General features: G+C 66.8%; 19 protein-coding genes, 1 tRNA gene and 1 other RNA gene. 7 read left to right on the top strand and 14 right to left on the bottom strand.

Features of this window, described 5'->3' with window-relative positions:
• Nucleotides 1–51 precede the first annotated feature (51 nt).
• The 3 genes from ACVOLJ_RS12940 to ACVOLJ_RS12930 all read right to left on the bottom strand — a co-directional run bounded on the left by ACVOLJ_RS12940 (nucleotide 52) and on the right by ACVOLJ_RS12930 (nucleotide 1,933).
• Nucleotides 52–1,029, bottom strand: coding sequence for a beta-ketoacyl-ACP synthase III (locus tag ACVOLJ_RS12940; protein ID WP_475277559.1), 978 nt, complete (start codon nucleotides 1,027–1,029; stop codon nucleotides 52–54).
• A gap of 91 nt (nucleotides 1,030–1,120) precedes the next feature.
• Nucleotides 1,121–1,315, bottom strand: coding sequence for a 50S ribosomal protein L32 (rpmF, locus tag ACVOLJ_RS12935; protein ID WP_475277558.1), 195 nt, complete (start codon nucleotides 1,313–1,315; stop codon nucleotides 1,121–1,123).
• A 108-nt stretch (nucleotides 1,316–1,423) separates the two neighbouring features.
• Nucleotides 1,424–1,933: a YceD family protein gene (locus ACVOLJ_RS12930; RefSeq protein WP_475278168.1), complete on the bottom strand. Its 510-nt coding sequence runs from the start codon at nucleotides 1,931–1,933 to the stop codon at nucleotides 1,424–1,426.
• A 114-nt stretch (nucleotides 1,934–2,047) separates the two neighbouring features.
• Here ACVOLJ_RS12930 and ACVOLJ_RS12925 point away from each other — a divergent pair, with 114 nt between their 5' ends.
• On the top strand, nucleotides 2,048–2,620 hold the full coding sequence (locus tag ACVOLJ_RS12925) for a Maf family protein (RefSeq protein ID WP_475277557.1): 573 nt from the start codon (nucleotides 2,048–2,050) through the stop codon (nucleotides 2,618–2,620).
• A gap of 97 nt (nucleotides 2,621–2,717) precedes the next feature.
• Here ACVOLJ_RS12925 and ACVOLJ_RS12920 read toward each other — a convergent pair whose 3' ends face one another.
• Nucleotides 2,718–4,559: a glycosyltransferase family 39 protein gene (locus ACVOLJ_RS12920; RefSeq protein WP_475277556.1), complete on the bottom strand. Its 1,842-nt coding sequence runs from the start codon at nucleotides 4,557–4,559 to the stop codon at nucleotides 2,718–2,720.
• Between the two features lie 44 nt (nucleotides 4,560–4,603).
• Here ACVOLJ_RS12920 and ACVOLJ_RS12915 point away from each other — a divergent pair, with 44 nt between their 5' ends.
• The 4 genes from ACVOLJ_RS12915 to ACVOLJ_RS12900 are packed head-to-tail and all read left to right on the top strand — an operon-like array spanning nucleotide 4,604 to nucleotide 8,970.
• On the top strand, nucleotides 4,604–5,557 hold the full coding sequence (locus ACVOLJ_RS12915) for an AAA family ATPase (protein WP_475277555.1): 954 nt from the start codon (nucleotides 4,604–4,606) through the stop codon (nucleotides 5,555–5,557).
• A gap of 2 nt (nucleotides 5,558–5,559) precedes the next feature.
• A complete protein-coding gene (locus ACVOLJ_RS12910) occupies nucleotides 5,560–6,504 on the top strand; it encodes a DUF58 domain-containing protein (protein WP_475277554.1) in 945 nt (314 codons plus the stop codon).
• Nucleotides 6,497–8,446, top strand: a complete 1,950-nt coding sequence (locus ACVOLJ_RS12905) for a transglutaminase TgpA family protein (RefSeq protein ID WP_481564273.1) — start codon at nucleotides 6,497–6,499, stop codon at nucleotides 8,444–8,446. The genes ACVOLJ_RS12910 and ACVOLJ_RS12905 overlap by 8 nt, the downstream gene beginning before the upstream one ends.
• Nucleotides 8,443–8,970 (top strand): Slp family lipoprotein, encoded by a 528-nt coding sequence (locus ACVOLJ_RS12900; protein WP_475277552.1) that lies wholly within the window; start codon nucleotides 8,443–8,445, stop codon nucleotides 8,968–8,970. The genes ACVOLJ_RS12905 and ACVOLJ_RS12900 overlap by 4 nt, the downstream gene beginning before the upstream one ends.
• A gap of 102 nt (nucleotides 8,971–9,072) precedes the next feature.
• Here ACVOLJ_RS12900 and ACVOLJ_RS12895 read toward each other — a convergent pair whose 3' ends face one another.
• The 4 genes from ACVOLJ_RS12895 to dnaX form a co-directional block, all read right to left on the bottom strand.
• Complete coding sequence (locus ACVOLJ_RS12895) at nucleotides 9,073–9,432, bottom strand: histidine triad nucleotide-binding protein (RefSeq protein ID WP_475277551.1); 360 nt, start codon at nucleotides 9,430–9,432, stop codon at nucleotides 9,073–9,075.
• Nucleotides 9,433–9,498: 66 nt separating this feature from the next.
• Complete coding sequence (gene recR, locus ACVOLJ_RS12890; protein WP_475277550.1) at nucleotides 9,499–10,098, bottom strand: recombination mediator RecR; 600 nt, start codon at nucleotides 10,096–10,098, stop codon at nucleotides 9,499–9,501.
• Between the two features lie 107 nt (nucleotides 10,099–10,205).
• Nucleotides 10,206–10,526 (bottom strand): YbaB/EbfC family nucleoid-associated protein, encoded by a 321-nt coding sequence (locus ACVOLJ_RS12885; RefSeq protein WP_176021600.1) that lies wholly within the window; start codon nucleotides 10,524–10,526, stop codon nucleotides 10,206–10,208.
• 6 nt (nucleotides 10,527–10,532) lie between these two features.
• Entirely contained in the window at nucleotides 10,533–12,593 is a 2,061-nt protein-coding gene (gene dnaX / locus ACVOLJ_RS12880; RefSeq protein ID WP_481564277.1) for a DNA polymerase III subunit gamma/tau, read from the bottom strand.
• Nucleotides 12,594–12,725: 132 nt separating this feature from the next.
• Between dnaX and ACVOLJ_RS12875 the strand changes: the two genes are divergently transcribed.
• Nucleotides 12,726–12,818: transfer RNA gene (locus ACVOLJ_RS12875), tRNA-Ser, on the top strand.
• 424 nt (nucleotides 12,819–13,242) lie between these two features.
• Here the strand turns inward: ACVOLJ_RS12875 and ACVOLJ_RS12870 are convergent.
• The 3 genes from ACVOLJ_RS12870 to ACVOLJ_RS12860 form a co-directional block, all read right to left on the bottom strand.
• Nucleotides 13,243–13,821 (bottom strand): DUF3592 domain-containing protein, encoded by a 579-nt coding sequence (locus ACVOLJ_RS12870; RefSeq protein WP_481564272.1) that lies wholly within the window; start codon nucleotides 13,819–13,821, stop codon nucleotides 13,243–13,245.
• Between the two features lie 144 nt (nucleotides 13,822–13,965).
• Nucleotides 13,966–23,205, bottom strand: a complete 9,240-nt coding sequence (locus tag ACVOLJ_RS12865; RefSeq protein ID WP_481564271.1) for an autotransporter-associated beta strand repeat-containing protein — start codon at nucleotides 23,203–23,205, stop codon at nucleotides 13,966–13,968.
• A gap of 366 nt (nucleotides 23,206–23,571) precedes the next feature.
• Nucleotides 23,572–23,889 carry a DMT family transporter gene (locus ACVOLJ_RS12860; protein ID WP_475277547.1) on the bottom strand — a complete coding sequence of 106 codons (318 nt, stop codon included), beginning with the start codon at nucleotides 23,887–23,889 and terminating at the stop codon, nucleotides 23,572–23,574.
• Between the two features lie 300 nt (nucleotides 23,890–24,189).
• On the opposite strand from ACVOLJ_RS12860, the gene ffs reads away from it, so the two are divergent.
• Nucleotides 24,190–24,286: signal recognition particle sRNA small type (gene ffs, locus ACVOLJ_RS12855), an RNA gene on the top strand.
• A 78-nt stretch (nucleotides 24,287–24,364) separates the two neighbouring features.
• Here ffs and ACVOLJ_RS12850 read toward each other — a convergent pair.
• The 3 genes from ACVOLJ_RS12850 to ACVOLJ_RS12840 are packed head-to-tail and all read right to left on the bottom strand — an operon-like array spanning nucleotide 24,365 to nucleotide 26,267.
• Nucleotides 24,365–24,754, bottom strand: a complete 390-nt coding sequence (locus ACVOLJ_RS12850; RefSeq protein WP_475277546.1) for a nuclear transport factor 2 family protein — start codon at nucleotides 24,752–24,754, stop codon at nucleotides 24,365–24,367.
• A complete protein-coding gene (locus ACVOLJ_RS12845) occupies nucleotides 24,751–25,518 on the bottom strand; it encodes an MBL fold metallo-hydrolase (protein WP_481564270.1) in 768 nt (255 codons plus the stop codon). Before ACVOLJ_RS12845 ends, ACVOLJ_RS12850 begins: the two co-directional genes overlap by 4 nt.
• Nucleotides 25,518–26,267, bottom strand: a complete 750-nt coding sequence (locus ACVOLJ_RS12840) for a 3-deoxy-D-manno-octulosonic acid kinase (RefSeq protein WP_475277544.1) — start codon at nucleotides 26,265–26,267, stop codon at nucleotides 25,518–25,520. Before ACVOLJ_RS12840 ends, ACVOLJ_RS12845 begins: the two co-directional genes overlap by 1 nt.
• Nucleotides 26,268–26,280 lie beyond the last annotated feature (13 nt).

Here is a 26,280-nt window from a genome sequence, read left to right as displayed (position 1 = left end):
CGGCCCCAGAGGGGCCGTAACGACGGTTTCACGTTGTCGTAACCTGCACTATCAATAGCGCAGCAGTGCCGAACCCCACGTGAAGCCCCCACCGAACGCCTCCAGCAGCAGCAGCTGGCCGCGCTCGACCTTGCCCGAACGGACCGCAGCGTCCAGCGCCAGCGGCACCGAGCCGGAAGAGGTATTGCCGTGCTTGTCGACGGTCACCACCACCTGGTCCATCGACATGTCCAGGCGCTTGGCGGTGGCTTCGATGATGCGCAGGTTGGCCTGGTGCGGGATCAGCCAGTCCAGGTCGGACTTGGTCAGGCCATTGGCCTCCAGGGTTTCGTCCACGACCGAGTCCAGCGCCTTGACGGCGTACTTGAACACGTCGTTGCCCTTCATGTTGATGGTGCCGCCACCATTGTTGCCTTCGCCGAAACCGACCGAGACACCGACCGGATTCCACAGCAGCTCTTTCTTGCTGCCATCCGAATGCAGGTGGGTGCTGAGGATGCCGGTCTCTTCGTCGGCCTTGAGCACGACGGCGCCCGCGCCATCACCGAACAGCACGCAGGTGGTGCGATCGTTCCAGTCGACGATGCGGGTCAGGGTTTCCGCGCCGATCACCAGCACATGGCGGGCATCACCGGAACGGATGAATTTGTCAGCCACGCTGAGCGCGAACACGAAGCCCGAGCAGGCCGCGTTGACGTCGAAAGCGGGACAGCCGCTCACACCGAGCTTGGCCTGGATCAGGCACGCGGTGGAGGGGAAGATCAGATCAGGCGTCGTCGTGCCGACGACGATCATGTCGAGCTGCGAAGCGTCGATACCGGCAGCTTCAAGCGCGCGCAACGCGGCCTGGTAGCCGAGGTCGCTGGTGGTCTCGCCTTCGGCAGCGATGTGCCGTTCACGAATACCGGTGCGCGTCTGGATCCACTCATCCGAGGTCTCGACCATTTTTTCCAGGTCGGCGTTGGTCAGGACTTTTTCCGGCAAATAGCTACCGGTGCCCGCGATCCTCGAGTAGATCCGCTTGCTCATCATGTTTCCTGTTGCACAGGCCGCCGTTCACCGGCGTGCCCGGGAAAGAAGGCGAAGGCCGCTGCCCAGCGGGCAGCGACCTTCCGGCACATCAGTCTTCCTGGACGGCCGACGACTTGGTCTGGATGACCTTCTTGCCGCGGTAGAAACCGTCAGCAGTGATGTGGTGACGCAGATGCACTTCGCCGGTGGTCGGGTCGGTCGACAGCTGCTTGGCGCTCAGGGCGTCATGCGCACGGCGCATACCGCGGCGGGACGGGGTGACACGGGATTTCTGCACAGCCATGGGATTGCTCCAAACTCGGTTCGATTTGCTTCGTCGTATCGTCGCGCAGGACGCCAGCGCCCAGCACAATCTTCGCTTTCGCCGCAGCCGCCGACGACAATCCGGCTGCTATTGTTTCTTCAATGCTGCCAACGCCGCAAACGGGTTGGCCTTTTCAGTTTCTTCTTCGGTCGGTGCCCAGTCCTTGTCGACTGCCTCACCGTCCGGCGACAGCGGTACCACCGGCACCGCCAGCACCAGTTCGTCCTCGACCAGGTCCAACGGACGCAGCTGGCCATCTTCGGGCACCAGCAACGCCTCGTATTCCTCCGGCAGGGACGATTCCTCGTCCTCGTCGCGGATCAGGCCAAGCCTCTGGGTCATCTTCACCGGCAACAGGAATCGCTGCATGCTGCGCTGACAGGTCAGCGGCAACGCGGTATCGATGGTCAGTTCCACATAGGATACCCGCAAGATCTCGTCGCGACCGAATTCGAGCGAGTAATTGCACTCACCTTCGGTATCAGCGACCAGCCCCTGCAGGCGAGTCAATTCAGCCAGGGAGACCTGACCGTCGAAGCGCCTTCGCGCTACGACCATCCGCCAGGCATCCAGCGTTTCGGGCACGTTCGCGGACATAAGCCGCCGAATATTAAGGATCGGCAGGACCTGTGTCAAATGACTGCCATGAAAGGCTTGCTGTGGCTGGCCGTGCCGGGCCAGACTGCCGCGCCCCGCTCCCGGAATTCTCGCATGCCTGCCCTGGTTCTGGCCTCCACCTCCCGCTACCGCCGCGACCTGCTGGAACGGCTGGGCCTGCCCTTCGACTGCGCACGCCCGCAGGTGGACGAAACCCCGCTGGCGGGCGAAGCCCCGGCCCCGCTGGCCGCACGCCTGGCTCATGCCAAGGCCGCCGAGGTGGCTGCGCGCCTGCCCGGCGCCTGGGTGATTGGTTCAGACCAGGTGGCCGACCTGAACGGCCAGCCGCTGGGCAAGCCGGGGACGGTCGAGGCGGCCTGCGCGCAGCTGGCGGCGATGTCCGGTCAGACCGTGCGCTTCCACACTGCCATCAGTCTCACTCGGGATGGAGAATCATGGGCCGCCATCGACCTGACCGAGGTGCGCTTCCGCGACCTGGGCGCGCAGGAGATCGCTCGCTACGTTGCCGCCGAGCAGCCGCTGGACTGTGCTGGCAGCTTCAAGTGCGAAGGTCTGGGCATCAGCCTGTTCGAGGCGATCGACAACCGCGACCCTACCGCACTGATCGGGCTGCCGCTGATCGCGCTGTGCGGCCTGCTGCGCAGGGCCGGGTTCGCGGTGCCGTGAGGGCCTGCACCTACCTGTAGCGCCCAGGCCATGCGCGGCTGCCGTTCGGTCAGGCATCAGGCCGAGCAGGGGCTTGGCCCTGCATGAGGCCCCCGCCTCAGCGCTTGACCACCACGAACGGCTGCTCCTGCCACAGCTCCACGCTGCCATCGCGGCCATGCAGCCGCAGTCCCAGCCAGTGCTTTCCGGGCGCCAATGTCGTGGTATCGAGCGTTGCGTCGAAACCGACTGCCGGATGGTTGGGATCGGTACTGTCCGGCCAGGTGTGGCGGATATCGAAGGCCCGTCCATAGCGGGCATCGCCGATCGATTCGCCATCGACCAGCACTTCAACCCGTGACAGGCCGACGCCATCCTTGAAGGCCCAGCCCTTTATAGCCAGCGTGCCTTCCACCGAATCGCCGTTGGACGGTGCGTCCAGCCATGCCAGCGCCGGCGTCACGCAGGGCCCCTGCGCGCGCTGCACCGGCAGGCGGAACAGCAGGAAACGCTGGAACCCATGGTCGTTGCTGACCACACGCGGCGGTGGCAGCGGCCCGACCTGCCCGCAGATCGCGTGATACCGGGTAAGCAGGTCGCGGAACCGCTGATCGCTGGGCGACAGCACCAGCAACAGCGGCACATCGCGCCGGCCTTCATGCACCAGGTTCCACTGCGCCAGCTGTGCGGTGCGGCCGTGCTTGTCGTTCAGCGGGTGCGGCAGCACTTCGATGTCGCCGCGATCGAGCTGGAAGCCCAGCTCAGCCCCGACCTTGAAGTTGCCGGCCAGCACGCGGCTGCCCGCCGGCATCTGCTGCAGTTCTTCGCGCACTGCGACGGCCAGTGGCTGCCAACCGGCGAAGTTGCGCGGGTAGTACTTGTCGCCGGCCAGCTGTTCGCGCAGCGACGACGATGACGCCATCAGGTAATAGCCGAACGCCAGCACCATGCCCAGCCCGGCCAGCCACCAACCGGTGCGCCGCAGCCAGCGCGGCCAGCCGTTGAGCACCACCGGCACGGCCACCAGCAGTGCCAGGTAGCCCGGCAGCGGCCAATGGAAACTGATGCGCTCGACGTCGGTGAAGAAGCCCAACGCGAAAATGCCCAGGGTGGAGACACCACCGACCAGGCCGAAATAACGCCACTGCACGCGCGCACCGCCACCGCTGCGGGTGCCGGCCAGCGCCACCTTCCACATCGCGATGCACAGGATGGGCGTGACCAGCATCGGCTGGATCACCAGGAACCACAGGCCGCGCCACTCGAACGCCCACGGATGCCGCTCGACCACCTGGAACTTCAGGCCCGCATCGTGGTTGTCCGCATTCCATGCCAGCAGTGGCAGCCACGCCAGCACGCCAACCGCCAGCGCCACCCAGACCCGTGCGTCGGTCAGCATGCGTCGGCCTTGTGGCAGCGCCAGCAACGCGATGAAGCCCACGCCGATCACGCCGATGAAGCGATAGTGGCTGAGCGCGCCGATCATCAGGCCCAATGCCAGCTTCACCGCCGAAGAGGCGTCGACGGTGCGCAGCAGGCGGGCGCCGGCATCCAGGCACAGCACTGCCGCCAGTGCCAGCGGCACATCAGGAACTGCCAGCAGGCCCAACGTGGCCGACAACGGCATCAGCAGCGTCAGGCTGCCCGCCTGCCACCCCGCCACGTTGCCGAACCAGCGCGCGGCCGTGCGCGACACCAGCAGCGGCAACAACGCGCCGATGGCCAGGAACGGCAGGCGCAGCGCGAGCACATGCTGGCCGCCGATCTCCACGCCCAAGCGCGCCAGCCAGGCGGTCAGCCCGGGTAGATCCGAATAGGCGGCTGCCAGGTGCTGCCCTTCCTGCCAGTAGAACGCCTCATCGACGAACAATGGCAGGCGTGCGGCCACGACAAGCTTGGCCGCTGTGACGAGCGTCCATAACCAGAGAAAAATCGTACGTGCGCGCTGTTCGCCCTGCATTGCTCTATGGATAGAATCGAACGGTTCCCGACATTGAGACGATCATGACAGCTTCGTCCCCCATGCCCAGCATGCTAACCGATCAACTGCGCCAGTCCCTGCGTGATGCACAGGACCAGGTCAACGCGCTGGTGCTGGGCAAGGTTCACGAGGTGCGTCTGGCCTTCGTGGCCCTGCTTTCCGGCGGCCATCTGCTGATCGAGGACCTGCCCGGCCTCGGCAAGACCACGCTGGCCCATGCGCTGGCCAGCAGCCTGGGCCTGAGCTTCCAGCGCGTACAGTTCACTTCCGACCTGCTGCCAGCCGATGTACTGGGCGTATCGGTGTACGACGCCGGCAGCCGGCAGTTCCAGTTCCATCCCGGCCCGGTGTTCACCCATGTGCTGCTGGCCGACGAGATCAACCGTGCACCGCCACGCACGCAGAGCGCGCTGCTGGAAGCGATGGCCGAGCAGCAGGTCACGCTGGACGGACAGACCCATGCCCTGCCCGATCCGTTCTTCGTGATCGCAACGCAGAACCCGGTCGATCTTTCAGGCACGTTCCCGCTGCCCGATTCACAGCTGGACCGTTTCCTGCTGCGGCTGGCCATGGGCTACCCGAGCGCGCAGGCAGAGCGCGAGCTGCTGCGCGGCACCGATCGTCGCGACCTGATCGCACGCGCGCTGCCACAGCTGGATGACAACCAGGTGCGTGCGCTGCGCGAGGCCGTCGGCCAGGTGCATGTCAGCGACGCCCTGGTCGATTACGTGCAGGCCCTGCTGACCCGCAGCCGCCAGCATGCCGGAGTGCGCGTGGGATTGTCGCCGCGCGCCGGCCTGGCCCTGCTGCGCGCAGCGAAGGCGCATGCGCTGCTGCTTGGCCGTGGCCATGTGGTGCCTGAAGACGTACAGACGCTGTTCGTGTCGGTTGCCGGGCATCGGCTGGTGGGTGAAGCGGAATCGAGTTCCGGGCCGGCACTGGCACGCGCGATCCTGCAGACCGTCGCGGTCGACTGACGGTGGCATCGCCGGTCCCACGCCTGTTGCAGTTTGCACGCCCACGCGTGCCCGAGGCATTGCCGCAACGACTGGATCGCCGGCGCATCTATGTATTGCCGACCCGCTTCGGCCTGTTCATGGCCTGCCTGCTGGTGGCGATGCTGCTGGGCGCGTTGAACTACAACAACAACCCGGCCCTGCTGCTGGCTCTGCTGCTGGCGGCGGCGGCCATCGCCAGCGCGATCGCCGCGCACCTGCAGCTGTCCGGCGTGCAGATCGATGCGGTCGCCGCCGAGCCGGTCGCGGCCGGGCACCCCCTGCGCCTGCGCGTGGATCTGTCGTTGCGCGACCCGCGCCCACGGCACGGCCTGCACCTGCAGCTGGGCGCGAGTGAAACCTGGCTCGACCTGCCGGCGCTCGGCCGCGGTGAAGCCGAGCTGGAGGTGCCCAGCGAACGCCGCGGCTGGCTGGAACTGCCACGCATCCGCCTGTCCACCACCCAACCACTGGGGCTGGTGCGGGCCTGGTCCTGGGTGTGGCCCGAACAACCGCTGCTGGTCTATCCACTGGCCGAAGCGAAGGCACCGCCCCTGCCGGAACAGGGCAGCGATCCCCTGCATACCCGCGCCCACGCCAGCGGCGAAGAGCTGCACCAGCTGCGCCCCTACCGCGCTGGAGATCCACCGCGCAGCATCGCCTGGAAGCATTCGGCGCGGCGCGACACACTGCTGGTGCGCGAGTACGAGAAGCCGGTAGGCATCGAAGTCGTGCTGGACTGGCGTGCGCTGGCGCCGCTGGACCAGGAAGCGCGCATCGCACGGTTGGCGCGCTGGGTCGACAGCGCCGAACGCGAAGGGCGTCGCTACACCCTGCTGCTGCCGATGCAGCCGCCCATCGGCCCGGGCCAGGGCGCCAGCCACCACCATCTCTGCCTGCGCGCACTGGCGCTGCTGCCCCATGACTGAGCCCGCCCTGCTGCTGGACCGCAATGCCAAGGCATGGTCATTGGCCAGCGCGGCGCTGGCCCTGCTGCCACTGCTGCTGCAACTGCCGGGCGCGCTTGCCGGCCTGATCGCCGTGGCCGCGGTGCTGACTGCGGCGCTGTCCCAGCGCGGCGTACTGCCGATGCCGGTGCGGGTACTGCTGGTGCTGGGCATGCTCGGCGCCATCGTCTGGCAGATGGGCCCCGTGCGTCCGGGCCGCGATACCGGCTGCGCGCTGCTGGCGGCGATGCTGGCCATCAAATCCAGCGAACTGCGCAGCCTGCGCGATGCACGCAGCCTGGTGGGTTTCGCGCTGTTTGCCCCGTTCGCCGCCTTCCTGCTCGATCAGGGGCCGCTGACCACCGGGCTGGCCGTGCTGGCCGGCACCTGTGCGCTGATCGCGTTGCAGCGGCTCGCACAAGGCGAAGGCCGCAGCGCGCAACCGCCGGTATCGGCGCAGTTGCGCGGGGTGGGACGCCTGCTGCTGATCGGCCTGCCGCTGGCACTGGCCTGCTTCTGGTTGTTCCCTCGGTTGGCGACACCGCTCTGGGGCATTCCTGATCGTGCGGTCGGCACACCCGGTCTGTCAGACACGATGGAACCGGACCAATGGCTGGACTTGATGGCCGACGACACCCCGGCCCTGCGTGCGCAGTTCTTCGGTGCGGTTCCAGAGCCGGCGCAGCGTTACTGGCGTGGGCCGGTGCTGACCCGGTTCGACGGTCACGTCTGGAAACGCGACCGTCGCAGCGCACAGTTGCCTGCGGCGGAGGTTGAACATGGCGCGCAGGGCTGGGACTACCAGATCGATTACGAGCCCACCGACCGTCGCCAGCTGGTGGCACTGGACCTGCCTACTGCGGCGCCGGCAGGCAGCCGGCTGGATGCGGAGCTGAGCCTGAGCAGCGACCGGCCACTGGCCGCATTGAGCCGCTGGCGCCTTCACTCGGCGCCGCCGCAACGATTCGATGCGACGCTGTCGGAGTACCAGCGGCGTACCGCGCTGCAGCTGCCGGCGGGGTTCAATCCCCGCACGGCAACCCTGGCACGGCAGTGGCGGCAGGAAGCAGGCAACGACGATGCCGCGCTGGTCCGCCGCGCATTGGCCTGGATCACGGCAGACTTCTCATACACGCTGGAAACACCGGCGGCCGGTCGCGACCCGGTCGATGGCTTCCTGTTCGATTACAAGGCCGGCTACTGCCAGCATTTCAGTTCGGCGTTCGTGGTGCTGATGCGCAATGCCGGTATCCCGGCACGGGTGGTGACCGGTTTTGCCGGCGGCACCCGCAACCGGCTCGGCGACTACTGGGTGCTGCGGCGGATGGATGCCCACGCCTGGGCTGAAGTGTGGCTGCCGCAGCGCGGCTGGGTAAGCGTCGACCCGACGGCGGCGGTGGCACCTGAGCGCATCCTGGACACCCTGGATGACCGACTGGCGGCAGGCGCCGATGACGGCCTGCAACAGGGATGGCTGCAACTGGGCCAGGTGCGCGACTGGATGCGCCGCGGCTGGAACGACCTGGTGCTTTCCTTCGATGCACGCCACCAGCAGCAACTGCTGCAACCGTTCGGGTTGGACGAGCTGGGTCCGGGACAGCTGTTGGCCGGCTTCGTGATGGCCGCGTTGTTGGCATTGGCCTGGATGGCATGGCTGCTGGCCCGCGGCGAGCGCGAACGCGACCCGCTGCTGCGTGCCTGGCACCAGCTGGGGCGGCGGTATGCGCGGCGGGGGCTGGGCCGTGAACCGCACGAACCGGCACTGGCCTGGGCCCGCCGGGTTGACCGGCAGCGCCACGATCCGGCCCTGATCGCACTCAGCCAGCGTTTCGCCGACGCACGCTACGCTGGCACTTGTACCGAGCTCGCCCCATTATTGCGGGACCTGCGCAGGCATCGCCCGACTTCCGGAGCCTCCCCATGAATACCAAGTTCCTCCTCACCGCCGTGGCCGCCCTGGCCCTGTCGGCCTGCGCCACGGCTCCAAAGCCGCTGCAGGGACAGTTCAGCCTGGTTTCCCCGCGCGACTCGGTTGCCACCCAGCAGGTCGGCACGCCGGTCCGCTGGGGTGGCCGCATCATCGAAACCAAGCCCGGCCAGGGCGAGACCTGCTTCCAGATCATCTCGCGCCCGCTCAACGGTAGTGGCCGCCCGAACACGACATCCTCGGACGCCAGCGACGGCCGCTTCATCGCCTGCCGCGCCGGCTTCTACGATCCGGCCGTGTTCGAAGCCGGGCGCGATGTGACCTTCATCGGCAAGATCGACGGCTATGCCAATACCCGTATCGGTGATTACGACTACCGCCTGCCCAAGCTGGCCGCTGACGTGATCTACCTGTGGCCGGAGCAGCGCCAGGTCGATGTGGTGCCCTATCCCTACAGCCCATGGGGCCCGGGTCCATATGGCCCGTACTGGGGCGGCTACCGCGGCTGGGGCTGGTGGTAGTCCAAGCCTGATACACATGACGCGAAAGGCCGCCCTCGGGCGGCCTTTCTGCATTCACGCATTGCAACGCCAGTAGATCCACGCCATGCGTGGATGGCGGCCTCAACGCCCTGGCGTACCGAAGTGACCCAGCGGCGCGCCAGCCAGCAGATGCATGTGGATATGGAACACGGTCTGCCCGGCATCTTCGCGACAGTTCATCACGATGCGGTAGCCGTCCTGCGCAAAGCCCTCGGCACGTGCGTATTCGGCGGCGGCCAAGGCCAGCTTGCCGATCAGATGCGCCTGCGACGGCTGCAGATCGTCCAGGGTCGGGATGATCTCGTTCTTGGGGATGAACAACACGTGCACCGGCGCCTGCGGCGCGATGTCCTTGAAACCCAGTACGTCCTCATCTTCATAGACGATGGTGGCCGGAATCTCGCGGCGGATGATCTTGCTGAAGAGGGTTTCGCTGCTCATGGTCGGCCTCGGCGGAATGTCACCCGCATTGTAGGCCGGTAGCGCCGGGGCCTGCCCGACGCAGGCTCAATCGCGCACTTCGCTGCGGGTACCGAACGCGTGGGAAAGCGTGCCGCGATCGACGTATTCCAGTTCGCCCCCCAGTGGCAGGCCCTGGGCCAGACGGCTGGGGCGCACCTGGCGGGCGCGTGCCAGCTGCGCGAGATAGTGCGCGGTGGCCTCGCCTTCGACGGTCGCGCTGGTGGCAATGATCAGCTCCTGTACTTCAGCCTCGGCCAGCCGCTGTTCCAGCTGCTCCAGCCCCAGCTCGCGCGGGCCGATGCCATCCAGCGGCGACAGGCGCCCCTGCAGCACGAAGTACACGCCGCGGAAGCCGGTGGCATTCTCGATCGCCAGACGGTCCGCCGGTGATTCGACCACACACAGCTGGCTGCGCTCGCGGCTGCCGTTGGCACAGGTCGGGCACAGCTCGGTTTCACTGAAGTCACGGCACTGCGCGCAATGCCCGATGCGCTCCACCGCCTGCGCCAGCACTTCAGCAAGGCGTTTGCCGCCTTCGCGTTCGCGCTCGAGCAGGTGATAGGCCATGCGCTGTGCCGTCTTCTGGCCTACGCCAGGCAACACCCGCAATGCATCGATCAGTTGTTCCAGCAGAGGGGCGGACACGGCGGCGTGCTCTTGTAGCGTCGAGCGGGCTCGACTGATATCCAGGGCAGTCGAGCACGCTCGACCCTACGCGGCGGCACCCGCACGCGCGGGCGCCACGCACTGCATCAGAACGGCATTTTCATGCCCGGCGGCAGCTGCATGCCGGCGGTGGCCGAACCCATCTTCGACTTCGATTCTGCATCGATCTTGTTGGATGCATCGTTGAAGGCGGCGGCGATCAGGTCCTCGAGCATCTCCGGATCGCTGGTCAGCGACGGATCGATGCGCACCTTGCGGCACTCCTTGGCACCGGTAAGCGTCACGCTGACCATGCCGCCACCGGCACTGCCGGTCACTTCGATCTTGGCGATTTCTTCCTGGGCCTTCTGCAGGTTTTCCTGCATCTTCTGGGCCTGCTGCATCAGTTGGGCGATATTGCCGCGCATGTCGTCTTACTCGTCAAAAGAACGGATGGAATCGGAAACAACCCGGGCGCCGTGCTGCTGGATCAGCAGCTGGACTTCCGGATCGTCCATGAAAATGGCCTCGGCGGCCTGCTGTCGCTCACCACGCTGACGGTCGGCACGCTGATGCAGGGTCTCGGCCGGAACCTGCTCGGTCTCGGCGATATCGACCACGATCTTCAACGCCCGGCCCAGGGATTTTTCCAGTACCTCGCCCAGGGCTGCCAGCGCACGTTCGGAGCGCAGGTACTCAAATCCGGGCGAAAGGCCCAGTTTCAAGACCCCCTGCTGGCAGCTGATGAACGCCGCATTGGCCGCCAGCTGCCGTGAGGGACCGCTCAGGCCACTGCTGGCCACCAGGTCAAGCCAGTCCTCGGCACAGGCCAGATCACCCAGGTTGCCCGCCGGTTCGGCCACGGGACCGCGCGCCGTCTCGGCCGGCGCGATCTCGATTCCTTCGGCGTGGAAGGGACGCTCTGGTTCGTGCGCAGGCGGCAGCGGCTGTGAACGCGTCGCTGCTGGTGCCTGCAAAGGCGCGACCATGGCCGCATCCGGGGTGGCCATTTCAACGGCCAGCGCCTCATCGCGGGCGTCGGCCTCTGCGGTCGCCCACGGCGGCAGATCGTCGCCGCCTTCAGCGGCAGGCTCGGCAGCAGCCAGCGCTGCCTCGGCCTTCACCGGCGGCGGCGACTCGGGCTCCTCCACGGGGACCGGCTCGGGCTCGGGCGTGGGTTCGGGCTCGGGGACTGGAACCGGCTCAGGTTGCGGTTCGGGCGCGCGCTGGGCCTGAACGGCCGGCGCAGCCTCCACGGCTGCCGGAATGTCATGGTGTGCTGCCGCGGCGGCGGCGGGTGCGGCCTGCGAACTTCCGGTGCCAGCCGCAGAAGGGCCGTTGCCGGAGGGTGCAGCGCCGCCGACAGCATCGGCAGTACGCGGCACCGGCGGCACCATGGCGGCCGGACGGAACGCCAGCATGCGCAGCACCGCCATTTCGAAGCCGGCGCGCGGGCTGGGGGCCAGCGGCAGGTCGCGGCGACCGTTCAGGGCCATCTGGTACCAGAGTTGCACCACTTCCGGGCGCAGGCGCTCGGCGAAGGCACTCGCGTCCAAGCCTTCGGCGGCGGCCGCAGCGCCCGGCACCAGCTGCTGCACCTGGATGCGGTGCAGGCCCTCGGCCAGCGCGTCCAGCACGCCACTCCAGTCCGGCGAGAATTCAGCCAGTGCCGCCACCACCTGCAACAGGCGCGGGCCATCGCCCTCGGCCAGGGCATCAAGCATGGCTGCAACCTGGGTGCGATCAACCGTACCCAGCATGGTGCGCACCACGTCCTCGCGCAGCGCACCGCCGGCATAGGCAATGGCCTGGTCGAGCAGCGACAGGCCATCACGCAGGCTGCCGTCGGCGGCCTTGGCCAGCTGCACGATGGCGGTCGGGTCCGACTCGATCTCCTCGGCGGCCAGGATCCGGGTCATCTGGCCCTGGATCTGGTCCTCGTCCAATCGCTTGAGGTTGAACTGCAGGCAGCGGCTGAGCACGGTGACCGGCAGCTTCTGCGGGTCGGTGGTGGCCAGCAGGAACTTCACGTGTTCCGGCGGCTCTTCCAGCGTTTTCAGCAGCGCGTTGAACGCCGCCTTGGACAGCATGTGCACTTCGTCGATCAGGTAGACCTTGTACTTGCCACGCGAGGGCATGTACTGGGCGTTCTCGATCACCTCGCGTACGTCATCCACACCGGTGTTGGACGCGGCATCGATTTCCAGCAGGTCGATGTAGCGGCCGGAGTCGATATCCAGGCAGGCCGCACACTGGCCACACGGGTCAGCGCTGGTGCCCTGCTCGCAGTTCAGCGACTTGGCGAAGATGCGCGCGATCGTGGTCTTGCCCACGCCGCGGGTACCGGTGAACAGGAACGCATGGTGGACCCGGCCGCTGTCCAGCGCATTGCTGAGCGCACGGACCACGTGTTCCTGGCCTACCAGCTCGGCAAAACGCTTCGGACGCCACTTGCGGGCAAGGACGAGATAGGACATCAGGCCACCGTCTTCCATCGGATGTTCCATTGTGCCATGCCTGTCCAGCCCCTCGGCCTGGATGCACCCATGAATGGGGTGCTTGTGTACTGGCGCGCCGCCCGCTAGAATTTGCGCCCCTGCTGAGGCGTTTGCCGATGGCAGGGATCCGGAGAGGTGTCCGAGTGGTTGAAGGAGCACGCCTGGAAAGTGTGTAAGCGTCTAAACCGCGCTTCGGGGGTTCGAATCCCCCTCTCTCCGCCAGATAAATGAGAAAGCCGCCCAATGGGCGGCTTTTTTATTTGGCTGGCGGAGAGCATCGGGTGAGAGAAGCCCCGTGGGTTCGACGGTTCTGCAGGAGCAGAACCGGACAGCCGAAGGCTGGCCCCGCAGCGCGCAGCGCGTAGGGGCTGGGTGCAGGGATGCACCCAGCAATCCCCCTCTCTCCGCCAGATAAACGCAAAAGGGCCGCCCATAGGGTGGCCCTTTTGCGTTTGCCTGGCGGATGGGATGGGTGGTGAGAAGCCCCGCCGGGGTTCGACGGTTCTGCAGGAGCAGAACCGGACAGCCACAGGCTGGTCCCGAGGCGCAACGCGCATCGGGATCGGGTGCATGGATGCACCCAGCAATCCCCCTCTGTCCGCCAGATAAATGAGAAAGCCGCCCAATGGGCGGCTTTTTTATCTGGCTACGATCCCTGTCGATGATCACTTCGCCTGATCACTGCGCGCAGCGCAATACCCACAAAGGTCAGCCCGATCAACGCCACCATGAGGGTCATCCCCCACAGTGCGCCGAAGCTGTCGAGTGACGGTTGCCGGGCCGGCCGCGCAGGCTGATACAACACGCGCACTGCCTGGCCTGGCTCATACCCGAAGATCATGCCCCCCTGCGCATAGGAGACCCGCTCGCCGGCCGCAGTGGTGAATGCCACCTGTGGGTGCGACCCGCCCGCGTTCAGGCTCTCGACGTGGCCATCGGCGATCTGCGCGACCCGCAGGAACGCCAGGCGATGGTTCACTTCAAGGCCGACAACAGCCAGCATCAACAGACCCATGGCGCCGAACGCCAGGCCACGCATGATCTCGCCGGTCCGGGAAAGAGGGGGTTCTGACATCGCGAGGCAACTCCATTGCAGACGGTAGACGAGAGGGCCGGTGCGCTCCTGTCGCCCGGTCGATCCCACTCGCTGCAAGCATAGCCGAGACGCGGCCAGCCGCTTCAGCACATCACGCGCACCGCCTGCCCGCACCCGCAGCGCTTCCATGCAGGCCCCGGGCTCGTGGTGACGCAGGTGCTGGCCTATCGCAGCGGCACCGGTATCGCCGCCCATTCAATGGGGCGGGAGCTCCAGTGCTCCCGCCCCGGCATCACCCACACAGCGCCTGGATCTACCGCAGGCCCACCCCCCTCAGAAACCCACGCGCAGGTTCAACTGCCCGCCGACGTCGCTGCGACCATCCCCATGCTCGCCCTGCACGAACAGAGACAGCTGGCTGCTGCGCCCCAGGCCGACGGCCACGCCAAGCTGGCTGACCACTGCGTTGCGGGCGAAGCGCGCGCCGTACACATCGAATGCATCACCACCGACGGCAAAGCGCTGGCGGCTGGCGACGTCGGTGTCGCCACTGATGTGCTGCCAACCCACGCCGACCGTCAACTGCGCGGGGAAGCGCTCACCGCTGCCGACATCCCAGCGCCCACGCACACCAGCCGTACTCACGTTGAGCGTGTGCTTGCCGCCCTCCAGCACCAGCGCCGCGCTACCGCCCTGCTCCACCGCGCTGTCACTGTCCAGCCAATGCCGGCTGAAGTTCACGTACGGCTGCAACTGCGTGCGGCCCGCAGTCCAGGTCCACGCCGCCTCGACCTGGGCAATGGTTACGTCCGCATCCTGACGGCTGTACAGGGTCTGCTGCAGCAAAGGCACTTCGCGGGTGGTACGCGTGCGGTAGTCACCGCGTGACACGCTGCCGCCGACGCTGAAATCATTCCACTGCCCCTGTGCATACAGGCCGTAGGTATTGCCCCGGGTCTTGGCCCGCGAGTCACGGTCGTACAGACGGGTATCGAGACGCTCGCTGCCGGCAGCTACGCCCAGCACAGCGTGTTCGCCCAGATTCCAGTCAACACCGGCCATCGCCGCATTGCGGTTGTTGCGGATCTCATCGCCGTTGCCGTCACCGTCTTGGCGCGACACCTTGCCACTGCCCGCCAACCAGGCCGACGCACGTTCACCACGTACGCTCGGCAATTCGCTACCCAAGCGTTGGCGGATGCCTTCTTCAAGGTAGTTGTCACGCAACAGCACCGACCGGGTCGCCGCGTGGCTCTCGCCGGAAAGCTGGTTGAATGCAGAACGGGCCGTGGCCGCGTCGTACATCAGCACGGTGTTGTACAGGCCCAGTGCCGCGCCCGTCTGTGGGAGGCTGTCCAGTGCACCTGCAACACCCCGTTGGTTTCGGGTCTGCGCAGCGGTGACGAATGCGGCAGTCTGCGCAACATCGATCTTCAGCTGCGCCGCATTCGGGGTATAGACCGGCGTCAACGACAGGAATGCCGAGGTGGTCTTCGGTGGCACGAACTGGCCACTGACGCCGCCTGCCGCGTTGACCACCGTGTACTGCTGCCCCTGCTGGTAACTGGTGTTCGGATTGATGGCGTTGACCACCAGAGCGGCGCCGCCGACGTTGGCGCTGCCGCCGACCTGCACCACATCGCTGCTGGTGCTGCCCAGGTCGACCGCCAGCGTGCTGCCCGGTGCCAGCGTCAGGTTGCCGCCGACGGTGATCGTGCCGATGCCATTGCCGCCACTGCTGCCGTTGCCGGCACCATTGCCTGGCGACAACACGCCCCCTGCAGACACCGTGGTGGTACCGGTAGAGCCGCCGATCGTGCCGGTGCCCGACAGCGTGGTGCCGGTGCCGATGGTCCACTGGCCACCGATGTTGCCGGTGACATTCAGGCCGCCAGCATTGACCTGGCCGGTGCCGGTAAAGCCACCGCTGTTGCCGCCGATGGTGACCGCGCCCGGTCCGTTCTGCACGATGCTGCCGCCGCCATTGATGGCGCCACCGAGTGTGGTGTTACCGCCCACGTTGAGCACCAGCCCACCATTGTTGGTGATGTCGCCGCTGATCGCCCCGCTCGCACCGCCGGTGCCGACCTGCATGGTGCCACCGGCGTTGATCGTGGTGCCGCCGGTGTAGGTGTTGTTGCCGGTCAGCACCAGTGTGCCGCTGCCAGCCTGGGTCAGCCCGCCGGTGCCGCTGACCACGCCATCGACGGTCGTGCTGCCGCCCACGTTGAACAGCAGGCTGCCGTTGTTGTTGACGTTGCCGGTGATCGCACCCGTGCTGCCACCATTGCCCACCTGCAGCGTACCGCCAGTGTTGATGGTGGTTCCACCGGCATAGCTGTTGTTGCCGGTCAGCGTCAACGTTCCGCTGCCGGCCTGGGTGAGGCCGCCGCTGCCGCTGATGGTGCCGGCCACTGTCGTGTTGCCGCCGACGTTGTAGACCAGGCTGCCGTTGTTGCTGACGTTGCCGGTGATCGCACCGGTGGCGCCGCCGTTGCCGACCTGCAGCGTGCTGCCGGTGTTGATGGTGGTGCCGCCGGTATAGGTGTTGTTGCCGGTCAGGGTGAGTGTGCCTGCGCCGGCCTGGGTCAGGCCGCCGCTGCCGCTGACGATGCCTGCAAGTGCGGTGTTGCCGGCCAGGTTCACCACCAGCGCACCGTTGTTGCTCACATCGCCCACGATCGCGCCGGTGGCGCCACCGTTGCCGATCTGCAGTGTGCTGCCCGCGTTGATGGTGGTGCCACCGGTATAGGTGTTGTTGCCGGTCAGGGTCAGCGTGCCGGTGCCGCTCTGCACCAGGCCACCACTGCCGGCCAGGGTGCCGCCGAAGGTGGTGCTGGCGTTGTTGCCGCCGGTGGTCAGGGTTGCACCGCCCAGCGCCACGCTGCTGCCGGCCACACCGGCCAGGCCGCCAATGCCCTGGTTGCCTGCAGCACTGATGTCGAGGATGCCGGCACCGGCGAGGTTCACCGTGCTGGCCGCAGACAGGCTGCCACCGGCTGCCACCGCCAGGGTGCCGCTGTTGATCGTGGTGGTACCTGTGTAGCTGCCGGCACCGCCCAGCGTCAGCGTCGCCGCACCCTCCTTGAGCAGGTTGCCGCTGCCGCTGATATCGCCGTCCAGGGTCAGCGCCGCGCTGCCAGGCAGGGTCAGCGTGCCATTGGCCAGCTGCACGTTGTTGGCCACGGCCAGCGCCGCAGTGGCATCCAGGCTGGCGTCGCCGCCCACGGTCAGGGTACCGCTGCCCAGCGCAGTGGCGTTGCCCAGCGACAGGCCTCCTGCATTGAGCGCCACGCCGCCACCGAAGGTGTTGTTGCCGGTCAGGCCGAGGACGCCCGCGCCGTTCTTCACCAGCCCACCGGTGCCCGTGATATCGCCGGCGAACGTGCTGTTGGCCGCGGCATTGGTGGTCAGCGTATTGCCTCCCAGGGCGACCGTGCTGCCGGCCACGCCGGACAGCGTGCCGATTGCCTGGTTGCCGCCGCCGGTGATGTCGAATCCGGTACCGGCGTTGGCCAGGGTCACCGCACCGCTCGCCGCCAGGCTGCCACCGGCACCGATCGCCAGCGTGCCGGCGTTGATCGTGGTGCCGCCGGTGTAGGTGTTGGCGCCGGTCAGCGTTTCAGTACCGGTACCTTCCTTGATGAGCCCGCCGGTGCCGCCGATCGAACCGCTGAACGTGCCGTTGGTGGCATCACCGATGGTCAGCGTGTTGGCACCCAGGTTGACCGTGCCATTGCCGATCAGGGTACCGAACACCTGGGTACCGTTGCCGGCCGACAGATCGAAGGTGGCCCCGCTGGCGAGGTTGACGATGCCACCGGCACTGAGGCTTGCACCCGCTCCCAGCGCCAGCGTACCGGCGTTGATGCTGGTCCCGCCGGTATAGGTGTTGGTGCCGTTCAAGGTCAGCGTCGCCAGGCCTTCCTTGGTCAGCCCGCCGGTGCCGGAGAGATTGCCGTTGAGCGTGAGGTCGTTGCTGCCGAGCACGGTCAGGCCAGCATTGAGCACCACGTTGTTGCCCAGGGTCAGTGCGCTGCTGCTGTCGACGGTGGAGGCTCCGCCTACGGTCAGCGTGCCGGTGCCGAGGGCTGCACCGTTGCCGACCACCAGGCCACCGGCGTTGAGGGTGACGCCGCCGCTGAAGGTATTGGCGCCGGCCAGCGTCTGCACGCCGCCGCCGTTCTTGACCAGGCCGCCACTGCCGCCGATCTCGCCTGCGAACGTGCTGTCGCTGGTGCCACCCAGGGTGAGCGTGTTCCCGCCCAGCGATACGGTACTGCCTGCCACGCCGGCCAGAGAGCCGATGGACTGGTTGCCGCCGCCGGAGATATCGAATGTGCCAGCGCCTGCCAGGTTCACCGCGCCCACCGAAGCAAGGCTGCCACCGGCACCGATGGCCAGCGTGCCGTTGTTGATGGTGGTACCACCGGTGTAGGTATTGGCGCCGCTCAGGGTCACCGTCGCGCCGCCGTTCTTGATCAGGCCACCGCCGCCGGAGATGCCGCCGCCCAGTGTCAATGCGTTGCTGCCAAGCAGGTTGAGGTTGGCGCCTGCGGCAAGGTTCACATCGTTGCCGAGCACCGCACCAATGTTGCTGTCCAGTGATGCATTGCCGCCCACCGACAGCGCGCCCGTACCCAGCGCGCCGTTGTTGCCGACCACCAGCCCGCCGGCATTCAGCGCAACCCCGCCGCTGAAGGTATTGGCACCGCCCAGGGTCTGGATGCCGGTGCCGTTCTTGACCAGCCCACCGGTACCGGCGATGAGGCCATCGAAGGTGCCATTGCCGATTCCGCCGAGGGTGAGCGTGTTTGTTCCCAGCGTCACGGTGCTGCCGGCAACGCCGCTGAGCACGCCGATGCTCTGGTTGCCACCGGCGGCAATGTCGAAGCCGGTACCGGGATTGGCCAGCGTCACTGCACCAGTCGCGGCCAGGCTGCCACCGGCGCCGATCGCCAGCGTGCCGGCATTGATGGTGGTGCCACCGGTGAAGGTGTTGGTACCGGTCAGGGTCTCGACGCCTGCACCGACTTTGGTCAGGCCGCCGGTTCCGGTGATCGAGCCACTGAACACGCCGTTTGTCGGGCCGCCCACTTCAATGGAGTTGGCTCCCAGGTTGACCGTGCCGTTGCCGTTGAGCGTGCCGAATATCTGCGTGCCGTTGCCGGCCGACAGATCCAGCGTTGCACCGCTGGCCAGGTTGACGATCCCGCTTGCAGCCAGGCTGGCACCGGCGCCGAGCGCCAGTGTGCCTGCATTGACGTTGGTACCACCGGTGTAGGTGTTCGCACCATTCAAGGTCAGCGTCGCAGCGCCCTCCTTGGTCAGGCCGCCGGTGCCGGAAAGCACGCCATTGAGGGTCAGCGCATTGCTGCCCAGCACGGTCAGGCCAGCATTGAGCGCGATGTTGCTGGCCAGCGTCAGCGCACCACTGGTGTCCAGCGTGGCCGCACCACCGACGGTCAAACCGCCGCTGCCCAGTGCCGCATCGTTGCCCAGCACAAGGCCACCGGCGTTGAGTGCAACACCGCCGCCGAACGTGTTGGCCGCAGACAGTGTCTGCACACCGGCGCCGACCTTGACCAGGCCACCACCGCCACTGATGACACCCCCGAAGACACCATCGGTCGCTGTACCAAAGGTCAACGAGTTGCCGCCCAGCGCGATGCTGGTAGCGCCCACGCCGTTGAGGGCACCGATGGTCTGGTTGCCGGCAGCGGCGGAGATATCGAAGGTGGAGCCTGCACCACCGAGCGTGATGCCACCCGTCGCGGCCAGGCTGCCGCCTGCACCCAGCGCCAGCGTGCCGGCATTGATGGTGGTGCCACCGGTATAGGTGTTGGCGCCGCCCAGCGTCAGCGTGGCCACGCCGTTCTTGGACAAGCCACCGGCACCGGAAACCACGCCGTTCAACGTCAACGCGTTGCTGCCCTGCAGGCCCAGCGTGGCGCCGGCAGCCAACCCGATGTTGTTGCCAAGCGTGAGCGCGCTGCCAGCATCCAGCGATGCATTGGCCCCCACGTTGAGCGCGCCGGTACCCAGCGCCCCACTGTTGCCCAGCAGCAGACTACCGGCATTGAGGCTCAGGCCACCGCTGAAGGTGTTGGCGCTGTTCAGCGCCAACGTGCCCGCGCCGTTCTTGATCACACTGCCGGTACCGCTGACCAGCCCGCTCAGTGTCAACGCATTGCTGCCAAGCAGGTTCAGCGCACTGCCTGCGCCCAGGTTGACCGCATTGCCGAGCGCCAGCGGAACGCTGCCATCGAGGGTGACGTTGGCGCCAACGTTGAGTGCACCGCTACCCAGTGCACCCGCATTGCCCAGCAGCAGACCGCCACCATTGAGCGCCAGACCGCCGGTGAAGCTGTTGGCGCCATTGAGGGTCAGCGTGGTGGCGCCATTCTTGACAATATTTCCTGCACCGGAGATCTCCCCGCCCAAAGTGACGTCCTGGCTGCCAACCAACGTCAGCGCCGCGCCGAGTCCGATGTTGTTGGCCAGATTCAGCGCGACCGTGCTGTCCAGCGTGGCGGCACCATTGACGCTCAGCGCACCACTGCCCAGCGCCCCGGCATTGCCGAGCAGCAGACCACCGCCGTTGACGGTGAGGCCACCACCAAACGTGTTGGCACCATTCAATGTCAACAACGAGGCGCCGTTCTTGGTCAGGCTGCCGGCACCTGAGATGACTCCGCCAAGGGTGACGTTCTGGCTGCCCAGCAACGTAAGCCCAGCATTGAGGTTGACGTTGTTGGTCAGGTTGAGTGCGGCGGTGCCATCCAGCGTGCTTGCGCCACTGACGGTCAGTGCGCCGCTACCCAGCGCACCGTTGTTGCCCAGCACCAGCCCCCCGGCGGCAAGATTGACGCCGCCACCGAAGGTGTTGGCGCCGGTCAGTGTCTGTACGCCGACGCCCTGCTTGACCAGCCCGCCACTACCACTGATCACACCGGCGAAGGTCTGGTTGGTCGCATCACCAAAGGTCAGCGTGTTGGCGCCCAGCGCGAGCGTGCTGCCCGCCACACCGGAGAGCGCGCCAATGGTCTGGTTGCCCGAGGCGACGATATCCAGGCCCGCCCCGGCACCGCCCAGAGTCACCGCGCCGGTGGCCGCCAGACTGCCGCCACTGCCCAGCGCAACCGTACCGGCATTCACCGCAAGACCGCCGGAGAACGTATTCGCACCGGTAAGCGTGAGCGTCGCCGCGCCGGTCTTGACCAGGCTGCCGGTTCCGCTGATGGCACCGCCCAGCGTGAGCGCATTGCTCCCGAGCAGACTCAGGACGCTGCCGCTGTTGATGCTGACGTTGTTGGTCAGTGTTGCGGCAACACTGCTGTCGAGCGTGCTGCTGCCGGTAACCGCCAGCGCGCCGCTGCCCAGTGCATTGGCGTTGCCCAGTTGCAGGCCACCGGCGTTGAGCGAAAGCCCGCCGCTGAAACCGGCGTTGTTGCCGTTGAGGGTCAGCAGCGAGGCGCCGTTCTTGACGATGTTGCCTGCACCGGCGATCACGCCATTGAACACCAGCGGCTGCCCACCGAGCAGGTTCAACGATCCGCCTGCGCCCAGGCTGACCGCGTTGCCCAGCGTCAAGGGCGCGGTGCCATCCAAAGTGACCGCCGCGCCGACGCTCAACGTGCCCGTACCCAACGCCGCGTTGTTGCCCAGCAGCAGCCCACCGCCGTTGAGGACAACGCCGCCGGTGAAGGTGTTGGCCCCTGACAGGGTCTGGATGCCGGTTCCCACCTTCACCAATGTGCCGGCGTTGCCGGTGATCGTGCCAGCAAACGCATTGCTGGTGTTCAGGCCACCAAAGGTGAGCGCATTGCTCCCCAGATTCAGCATGCCACCAGGCCCGGCGAGGGAGCCCACGGTCTGGTTGCCACCTGCGGACAGATCCAGCGTGCTGCCCGTAGCAAGGGTCAGGGCGCTGGTCGGCGCAAGGCTGCCACCGGCGCCCAGCGCGACAGTGCCTGCATCAACAGACAGATTGCCGCCAAGCGCGAATGCACCGCCCAACGTGAGGGTGCTGGTGCCGTTCTTGGTCAGGTTGCCTGCACCGCTCACGGTGCCGTTCAGGGTGAGCGCCTGGCTGCCGCCCAGTGTCAGCGTACTGCCAGCGCCGATGGTGATCGGATTGATCAGCGCATAGGCGCCCTGCGTATCCAGGCTGGCCGAACCCCCTACGGCCAGCGTACCGGTCCCCAGCGCGTTGGCATTGCCCAGCAGCAACCCGCCAGCATTGAGGTTGACCCCGCCGCCGAAGCTGTTGGCACCGGCCAGGGTCACCACGCCGGTGTTGTTGACGGTCAGGCCACCCGCACCGGACAGCGCTCCCCCCAGACCGAACGCATTGGTCCCCCCCAGCGTCAGTCGCCCACCGCTGAGATTGAAGGCGTTGCCAAGGGTCAAGCCGCCGCTGGCCGCCGCAAGCGTGCCGCCCGACGCAGTGACAGCTCCCGCACCCAACGAAGCGTTGTTGTTGAAGTTCACCAGGCCATCGGCCAGCGTGGCGGAGGTGCCCGTCCACGCGCCCTGCAGGTTCCAGGTGCCGCTGTTGACGGTCAGGTTCTCGAAGTTGACGAAATTGGGCCAGGCAATGGTGGTGACCGCCCCGGCGGTGCCCGAACCCGGGCCGGTAGCGCTGTTCTGCAGAATCAACCGGTCATTGCTGCCGCTGCCACCGTTGACTTGGCCGGCCGCTGCCAGATTGATGTTCAGGCCGACCGGGCCCAGCGCCACGCCAACGCCGGTACCGGAACTGGCGACGCTGGAACCGGACACCGCGGTGTAGGTATTGCCCGGCACCGAATTGCCCAGGTGCACGCTGCCGGAGATCGTGCCGGCATTGAGCACGCTGTTGCCGGTCGCACCGAGCGAGGGCGCGAACGCCACACGACCGCTGATGCTGCCAGTGGCGCTGTTGGTCAGCGCAGCGCGCGCGCCACCGTAGTTGACGATGACCGGCGCATCGGAAAGGGTGATGCCCGCCGGGACATTCATGCCGATGGCACCGTCATTATTGATGGTGGTGGTGCCGCCGGTGTAATTCTGCGCAACGATGGCCTGCCCATCCAGGCCCAGCAGCCCAAGCACCGTGGTCGCGCCGCGGATGGTGCCACCGGCCTGGTTGTTCACCGTAATGGCGTTGGCCGTCGCGGTGGCATTGCCCAGCGTCATGCCTGCACCCAGCACGCCCACGCCCAGCAGCAGCTGCGGATCGACCGTGCCCTGGTTGTTCACGGTGATGCCGTTGCCGTTGAGGAACACGGCACTGCCCAGCGCTGCGGCCACCTGTGCATCGGGCTGGATGCTCAAGGTGACGCCGTTGAGGGAGGAATTGACCCCGCCGGGAAGGCCGGGCGCACAGGTAATGACGGTACCTGCCGTCGAGCACAGCGCGAAGGCCGAACCGCTGGCCAGCGTGGCCGCCAGAGCGACCGACAGTTGCTGGATCCGAATCACCCGGCCGGTGCTGGACCGCACACCTCCCGCTGGATTCCGCGCCACTTCCGAAGCCACCTGCATGACGCCAAGGGTGCGATTGAAAACCAGACGGTAAATGCGGTTCATCTATGAATCTCCATGATTTGACCGGCCACACAAGGGGTTTCATGGGTTTTTCAAGGTGAAGGCCGCCCAGCCTGTTCCAGATGGAACAAGACAGACCCTGCAGCATTGGATCGGACGTCACGCCTTCACACGAAAACCCTGCAGAAGCAGCGTGCTCCTGCATGTCCACCGTGCGAAAACTCCCCGTTCCGCATGGCGAATGGCTGCACTCTGCGTGCGCCGCCGCAACTACCACGTGAATCAGGCACGTTATTTTCTTGATGCACGTCATATAAATCCGGCGTTTTCACATAATTGCCGAATACGTGCATCGTTAATCCGGCCACACGCGGAAACGTCCATGTTTCCGTCGGCCGAAGTGCAGACTCAGCTGCTGGAGAGTTTCATCAGCACCAGGCCGGAAACAATCAATACCGCCGCGCCGATACGCATCGGGCTGACCTGCTCGCCAAGGAACACGATGCCAACCACGAATGCGCCTACCGCACCGATGCCGGTCCAGATCGTATAGGCCGTTCCCAACGGCAGGGTGCGCATTGCCACGGCCAGCAGCCAGAAGCTGGCGACCATGCCGATCAGGGTGATCACGGTGGGGGTGAGTTTGCTGAAGCCATCGGACTGCTTCATCGAAACGGCCCAGACGATTTCCAGCAGGCCGGCAAACAACAGATAGATCCAGGCCATGACAGCCCTCCTATTGGTAGGGCCAGGCCGTCCTGGTCATTGATTCCCGATACGGGGGAGGTCGTTCCTCCAGGTCCGCATTCTAGCAACGGCCATTGCCTCCGGCCGACGCGGCGGCGGTCGGGTTACAACCGATTCAGTGCGTGCAGCTGGCGTCGGCATGCGCGACTGCGCTAGAATGCGCGTCTGCCATCGACCCGTCGATGTGCAGTCCGGCTGTGGTCTCCGGCGCACGACGCGCTGCTTCCCCTGATCCGTGAGCTGGCCGCCCTCGGGGCGGCCAACGTCTCTATGGTGGCCCCGTCGGCCCCTCGCGACGCTAGGTCGAAAACTCCGCCAGGGCCGGAAGGCAGCAACGGTATCGATCGACGCGGGCGCCGAGGTCAGCCGGCGGGGCCACCGCCTTTTCAGGCGATGCCTCCGCTTCTGGTAGATGCCACCCCTGGTTGGCGCTCTCGCCGGGTATGGCCCGGCGCTACCCTGCCTCGGGCGTGCCTTGGTGGAACACCGCCCGCCATCCCTGCGCATGTCGGCGCCACAGTGAACTGCGCAGCACCCAGCGCTGGGGCCGGCCATCAACGTGGTAGCGGCTGCGATAGCGCACCTGTGCGAGTCCGTCGGACAGCAGCCACACGGCATAGTCGCCCGATTCAATCTCAACCCCCGCCCGTTCCTGTGGAATCTCCTCCAGCGCCGCAGCACGGCCATAGCATTGGCCGGAACTGCCGATCTCGCTGAAATCCTCATCCAGCAGCCTCCCAAGCCGCTCGCGGTCGCCGCGTACCTGCGGTGTGTGCAGCGCACGCTCCAGTGCTTCCAGTTCGGCGGCCAGCGCCGCATCGGCAGGCTGGCCAGCAACGTTCACGGTGGATCCTGCGCCAGCACGTGCGGCGCGGTCGGCGTAGCCAGCACCACGCACTGCCCGGGCTGGGCCACCCGATGCCCGCGCGCGGCCAACGCCTGTCCATCGGCCATGCTGGCGTAGTGGTACAGCATCATCCGCGCCTGCAGCTCGGCGCTGTACTCGCGCTCCAGATCATCCACGCCGGTATGCGATGGATTGCCATGCAGGCCGCAGTCATGCGCGATCAGCTCGTTGTCGCCGGCATAGCGGGCCAGCATCTCCGGAATCGGCCGGGTATCGCCGCTCCAGGTCAGCGCGCCCTGCAGGCGCAGGCCATAGGCCGTCTCCGGCCAGTGATGGCGTACCGGGAACACCTCCAGGCGCACCCCCTCGTGCCAGAACGCATCGCCCACCACGATCAGCTGGAACGCATCCCAGAAGTTGGCACCGCCCTCGGCCAGTACGTTCGGGTAATCGCCGATGCGCTTGTGCAGCAGCGGCACCACCGTCGCCGGCACATACAGCCGCACTTTGCCGCGCCGCTGCCCGCTGAAGAAGGTATCGACGAACAGCCGCTCGAAGCCGGCCACATGGTCCAGGTGCACGTGGGTGACGAACAGGGCCTGCGGCATGTGCCCGTAGTGCGCCTTGAACGCGGTCAATCCTTCGCCACCGCAATCGATGGTCAGCCACGGCCGGCCATCGCGCTCGATCACCGACATCGGCGAACCCAGCTCGACCGCCGACGCATTGCCGACGCCGAGAAAACGCAACGACCAATCCATCAGGTGCCCCGGTTCCAGGCCATGTCATAGGCGCGACGCAGCCGCGCGTAGTCCTTTTCGACGTCTTCCACGCTGCGCTCGCCGCGCAGCTTGACCAGCGAACGCAGCAGGCGCTTGAGGTTGCGTTCGCGCCAGGCGGTGGCCGGGATGCGGATCACCCCGCGGTCGAAGTCGATCAGCCAGCCATGGCCGTTGCCGTCGAACAGGATGTTGTGCGCATTGAGGTCGGCATGGTCCAGCCCGGCACGATGGAAACGCGCGATGAGCCGCCCGGTTTCCTCCCATGGCGCACCTCGCCCGGCCACCAGCGCGCGGTCGGCCAGCGAACGCACGCCTTCGATCCGCTCCATCAGGATCGCAGCACGGTAGCGCAGCCCTTCACGCATGTAGAACGCGGCAAGCGGCCGTGGCACGGGCAATTTCTTCTCGCGCAGCGCGCGCATCAGCCGGAATTCGGCGAAGCTGCGGGTCCGGTCCGAACCCCGCCAGATGTACTGGTCGTGGCTGATCCGGGCCGCCAGGCCGCCGCGCAGGTAGTGCCGCAGCACGCTGGGACCGAACGGCGCATCGACGAACCAGGCACTGCCACGGCCACCTTCACCCACCGGCCGGGCCTTGCCGGCCCAGTGCTGTGGCGAGAACAGGCCAGCCTCGGCTTGCCGCAGCCGCTCGCGGTCGAACAGAATGGCCCCGATGCCGCGACCCTCGCGGCATGGCGTCAGCGCTTCATTGGCGTCGAATGCGACCATTCCTTTGAGTCTA

The sequence above is a fragment of the Stenotrophomonas sp. STEN046 genome, assembly GCF_056759755.1.
Note: the sequence above shows the minus strand (reverse complement) of the source record. Positions and strands in the feature narration are given on the sequence as shown.

What these genes read in the sequence shown, in the direction of transcription:
- ACVOLJ_RS12940 (WP_475277559.1), bottom strand. Translation starts at nt 1,029, where the DNA reads ATGAGCAAGCGGATCTACTCGAGGATCGCGGGCACCGGTAGCTATTTG.
- rpmF (WP_475277558.1), bottom strand. Translation starts at nt 1,315, where the DNA reads ATGGCTGTGCAGAAATCCCGTGTCACCCCGTCCCGCCGCGGTATGCGC.
- ACVOLJ_RS12930 (WP_475278168.1), bottom strand. Translation starts at nt 1,933, where the DNA reads ATGTCCGCGAACGTGCCCGAAACGCTGGATGCCTGGCGGATGGTCGTA.
- ACVOLJ_RS12925 (WP_475277557.1), top strand. Translation starts at nt 2,048, where the DNA reads ATGCCTGCCCTGGTTCTGGCCTCCACCTCCCGCTACCGCCGCGACCTG.
- ACVOLJ_RS12920 (WP_475277556.1), bottom strand. Translation starts at nt 4,559, where the DNA reads ATGCAGGGCGAACAGCGCGCACGTACGATTTTTCTCTGGTTATGGACG.
- ACVOLJ_RS12915 (WP_475277555.1), top strand. Translation starts at nt 4,604, where the DNA reads ATGACAGCTTCGTCCCCCATGCCCAGCATGCTAACCGATCAACTGCGC.
- ACVOLJ_RS12905 (WP_481564273.1), top strand. Translation starts at nt 6,497, where the DNA reads ATGACTGAGCCCGCCCTGCTGCTGGACCGCAATGCCAAGGCATGGTCA.
- ACVOLJ_RS12900 (WP_475277552.1), top strand. Translation starts at nt 8,443, where the DNA reads ATGAATACCAAGTTCCTCCTCACCGCCGTGGCCGCCCTGGCCCTGTCG.
- ACVOLJ_RS12895 (WP_475277551.1), bottom strand. Translation starts at nt 9,432, where the DNA reads ATGAGCAGCGAAACCCTCTTCAGCAAGATCATCCGCCGCGAGATTCCG.
- ACVOLJ_RS12885 (WP_176021600.1), bottom strand. Translation starts at nt 10,526, where the DNA reads ATGCGCGGCAATATCGCCCAACTGATGCAGCAGGCCCAGAAGATGCAG.
- dnaX (WP_481564277.1), bottom strand. Translation starts at nt 12,593, where the DNA reads ATGGAAGACGGTGGCCTGATGTCCTATCTCGTCCTTGCCCGCAAGTGG.
- ACVOLJ_RS12870 (WP_481564272.1), bottom strand. Translation starts at nt 13,821, where the DNA reads ATGGAAGCGCTGCGGGTGCGGGCAGGCGGTGCGCGTGATGTGCTGAAG.
- ACVOLJ_RS12865 (WP_481564271.1), bottom strand. Translation starts at nt 23,205, where the DNA reads ATGAACCGCATTTACCGTCTGGTTTTCAATCGCACCCTTGGCGTCATG.
- ACVOLJ_RS12860 (WP_475277547.1), bottom strand. Translation starts at nt 23,889, where the DNA reads ATGGCCTGGATCTATCTGTTGTTTGCCGGCCTGCTGGAAATCGTCTGG.
- ACVOLJ_RS12845 (WP_481564270.1), bottom strand. Translation starts at nt 25,518, where the DNA reads ATGGATTGGTCGTTGCGTTTTCTCGGCGTCGGCAATGCGTCGGCGGTC.
- ACVOLJ_RS12840 (WP_475277544.1), bottom strand. Translation starts at nt 26,267, where the DNA reads ATGGTCGCATTCGACGCCAATGAAGCGCTGACGCCATGCCGCGAGGGT.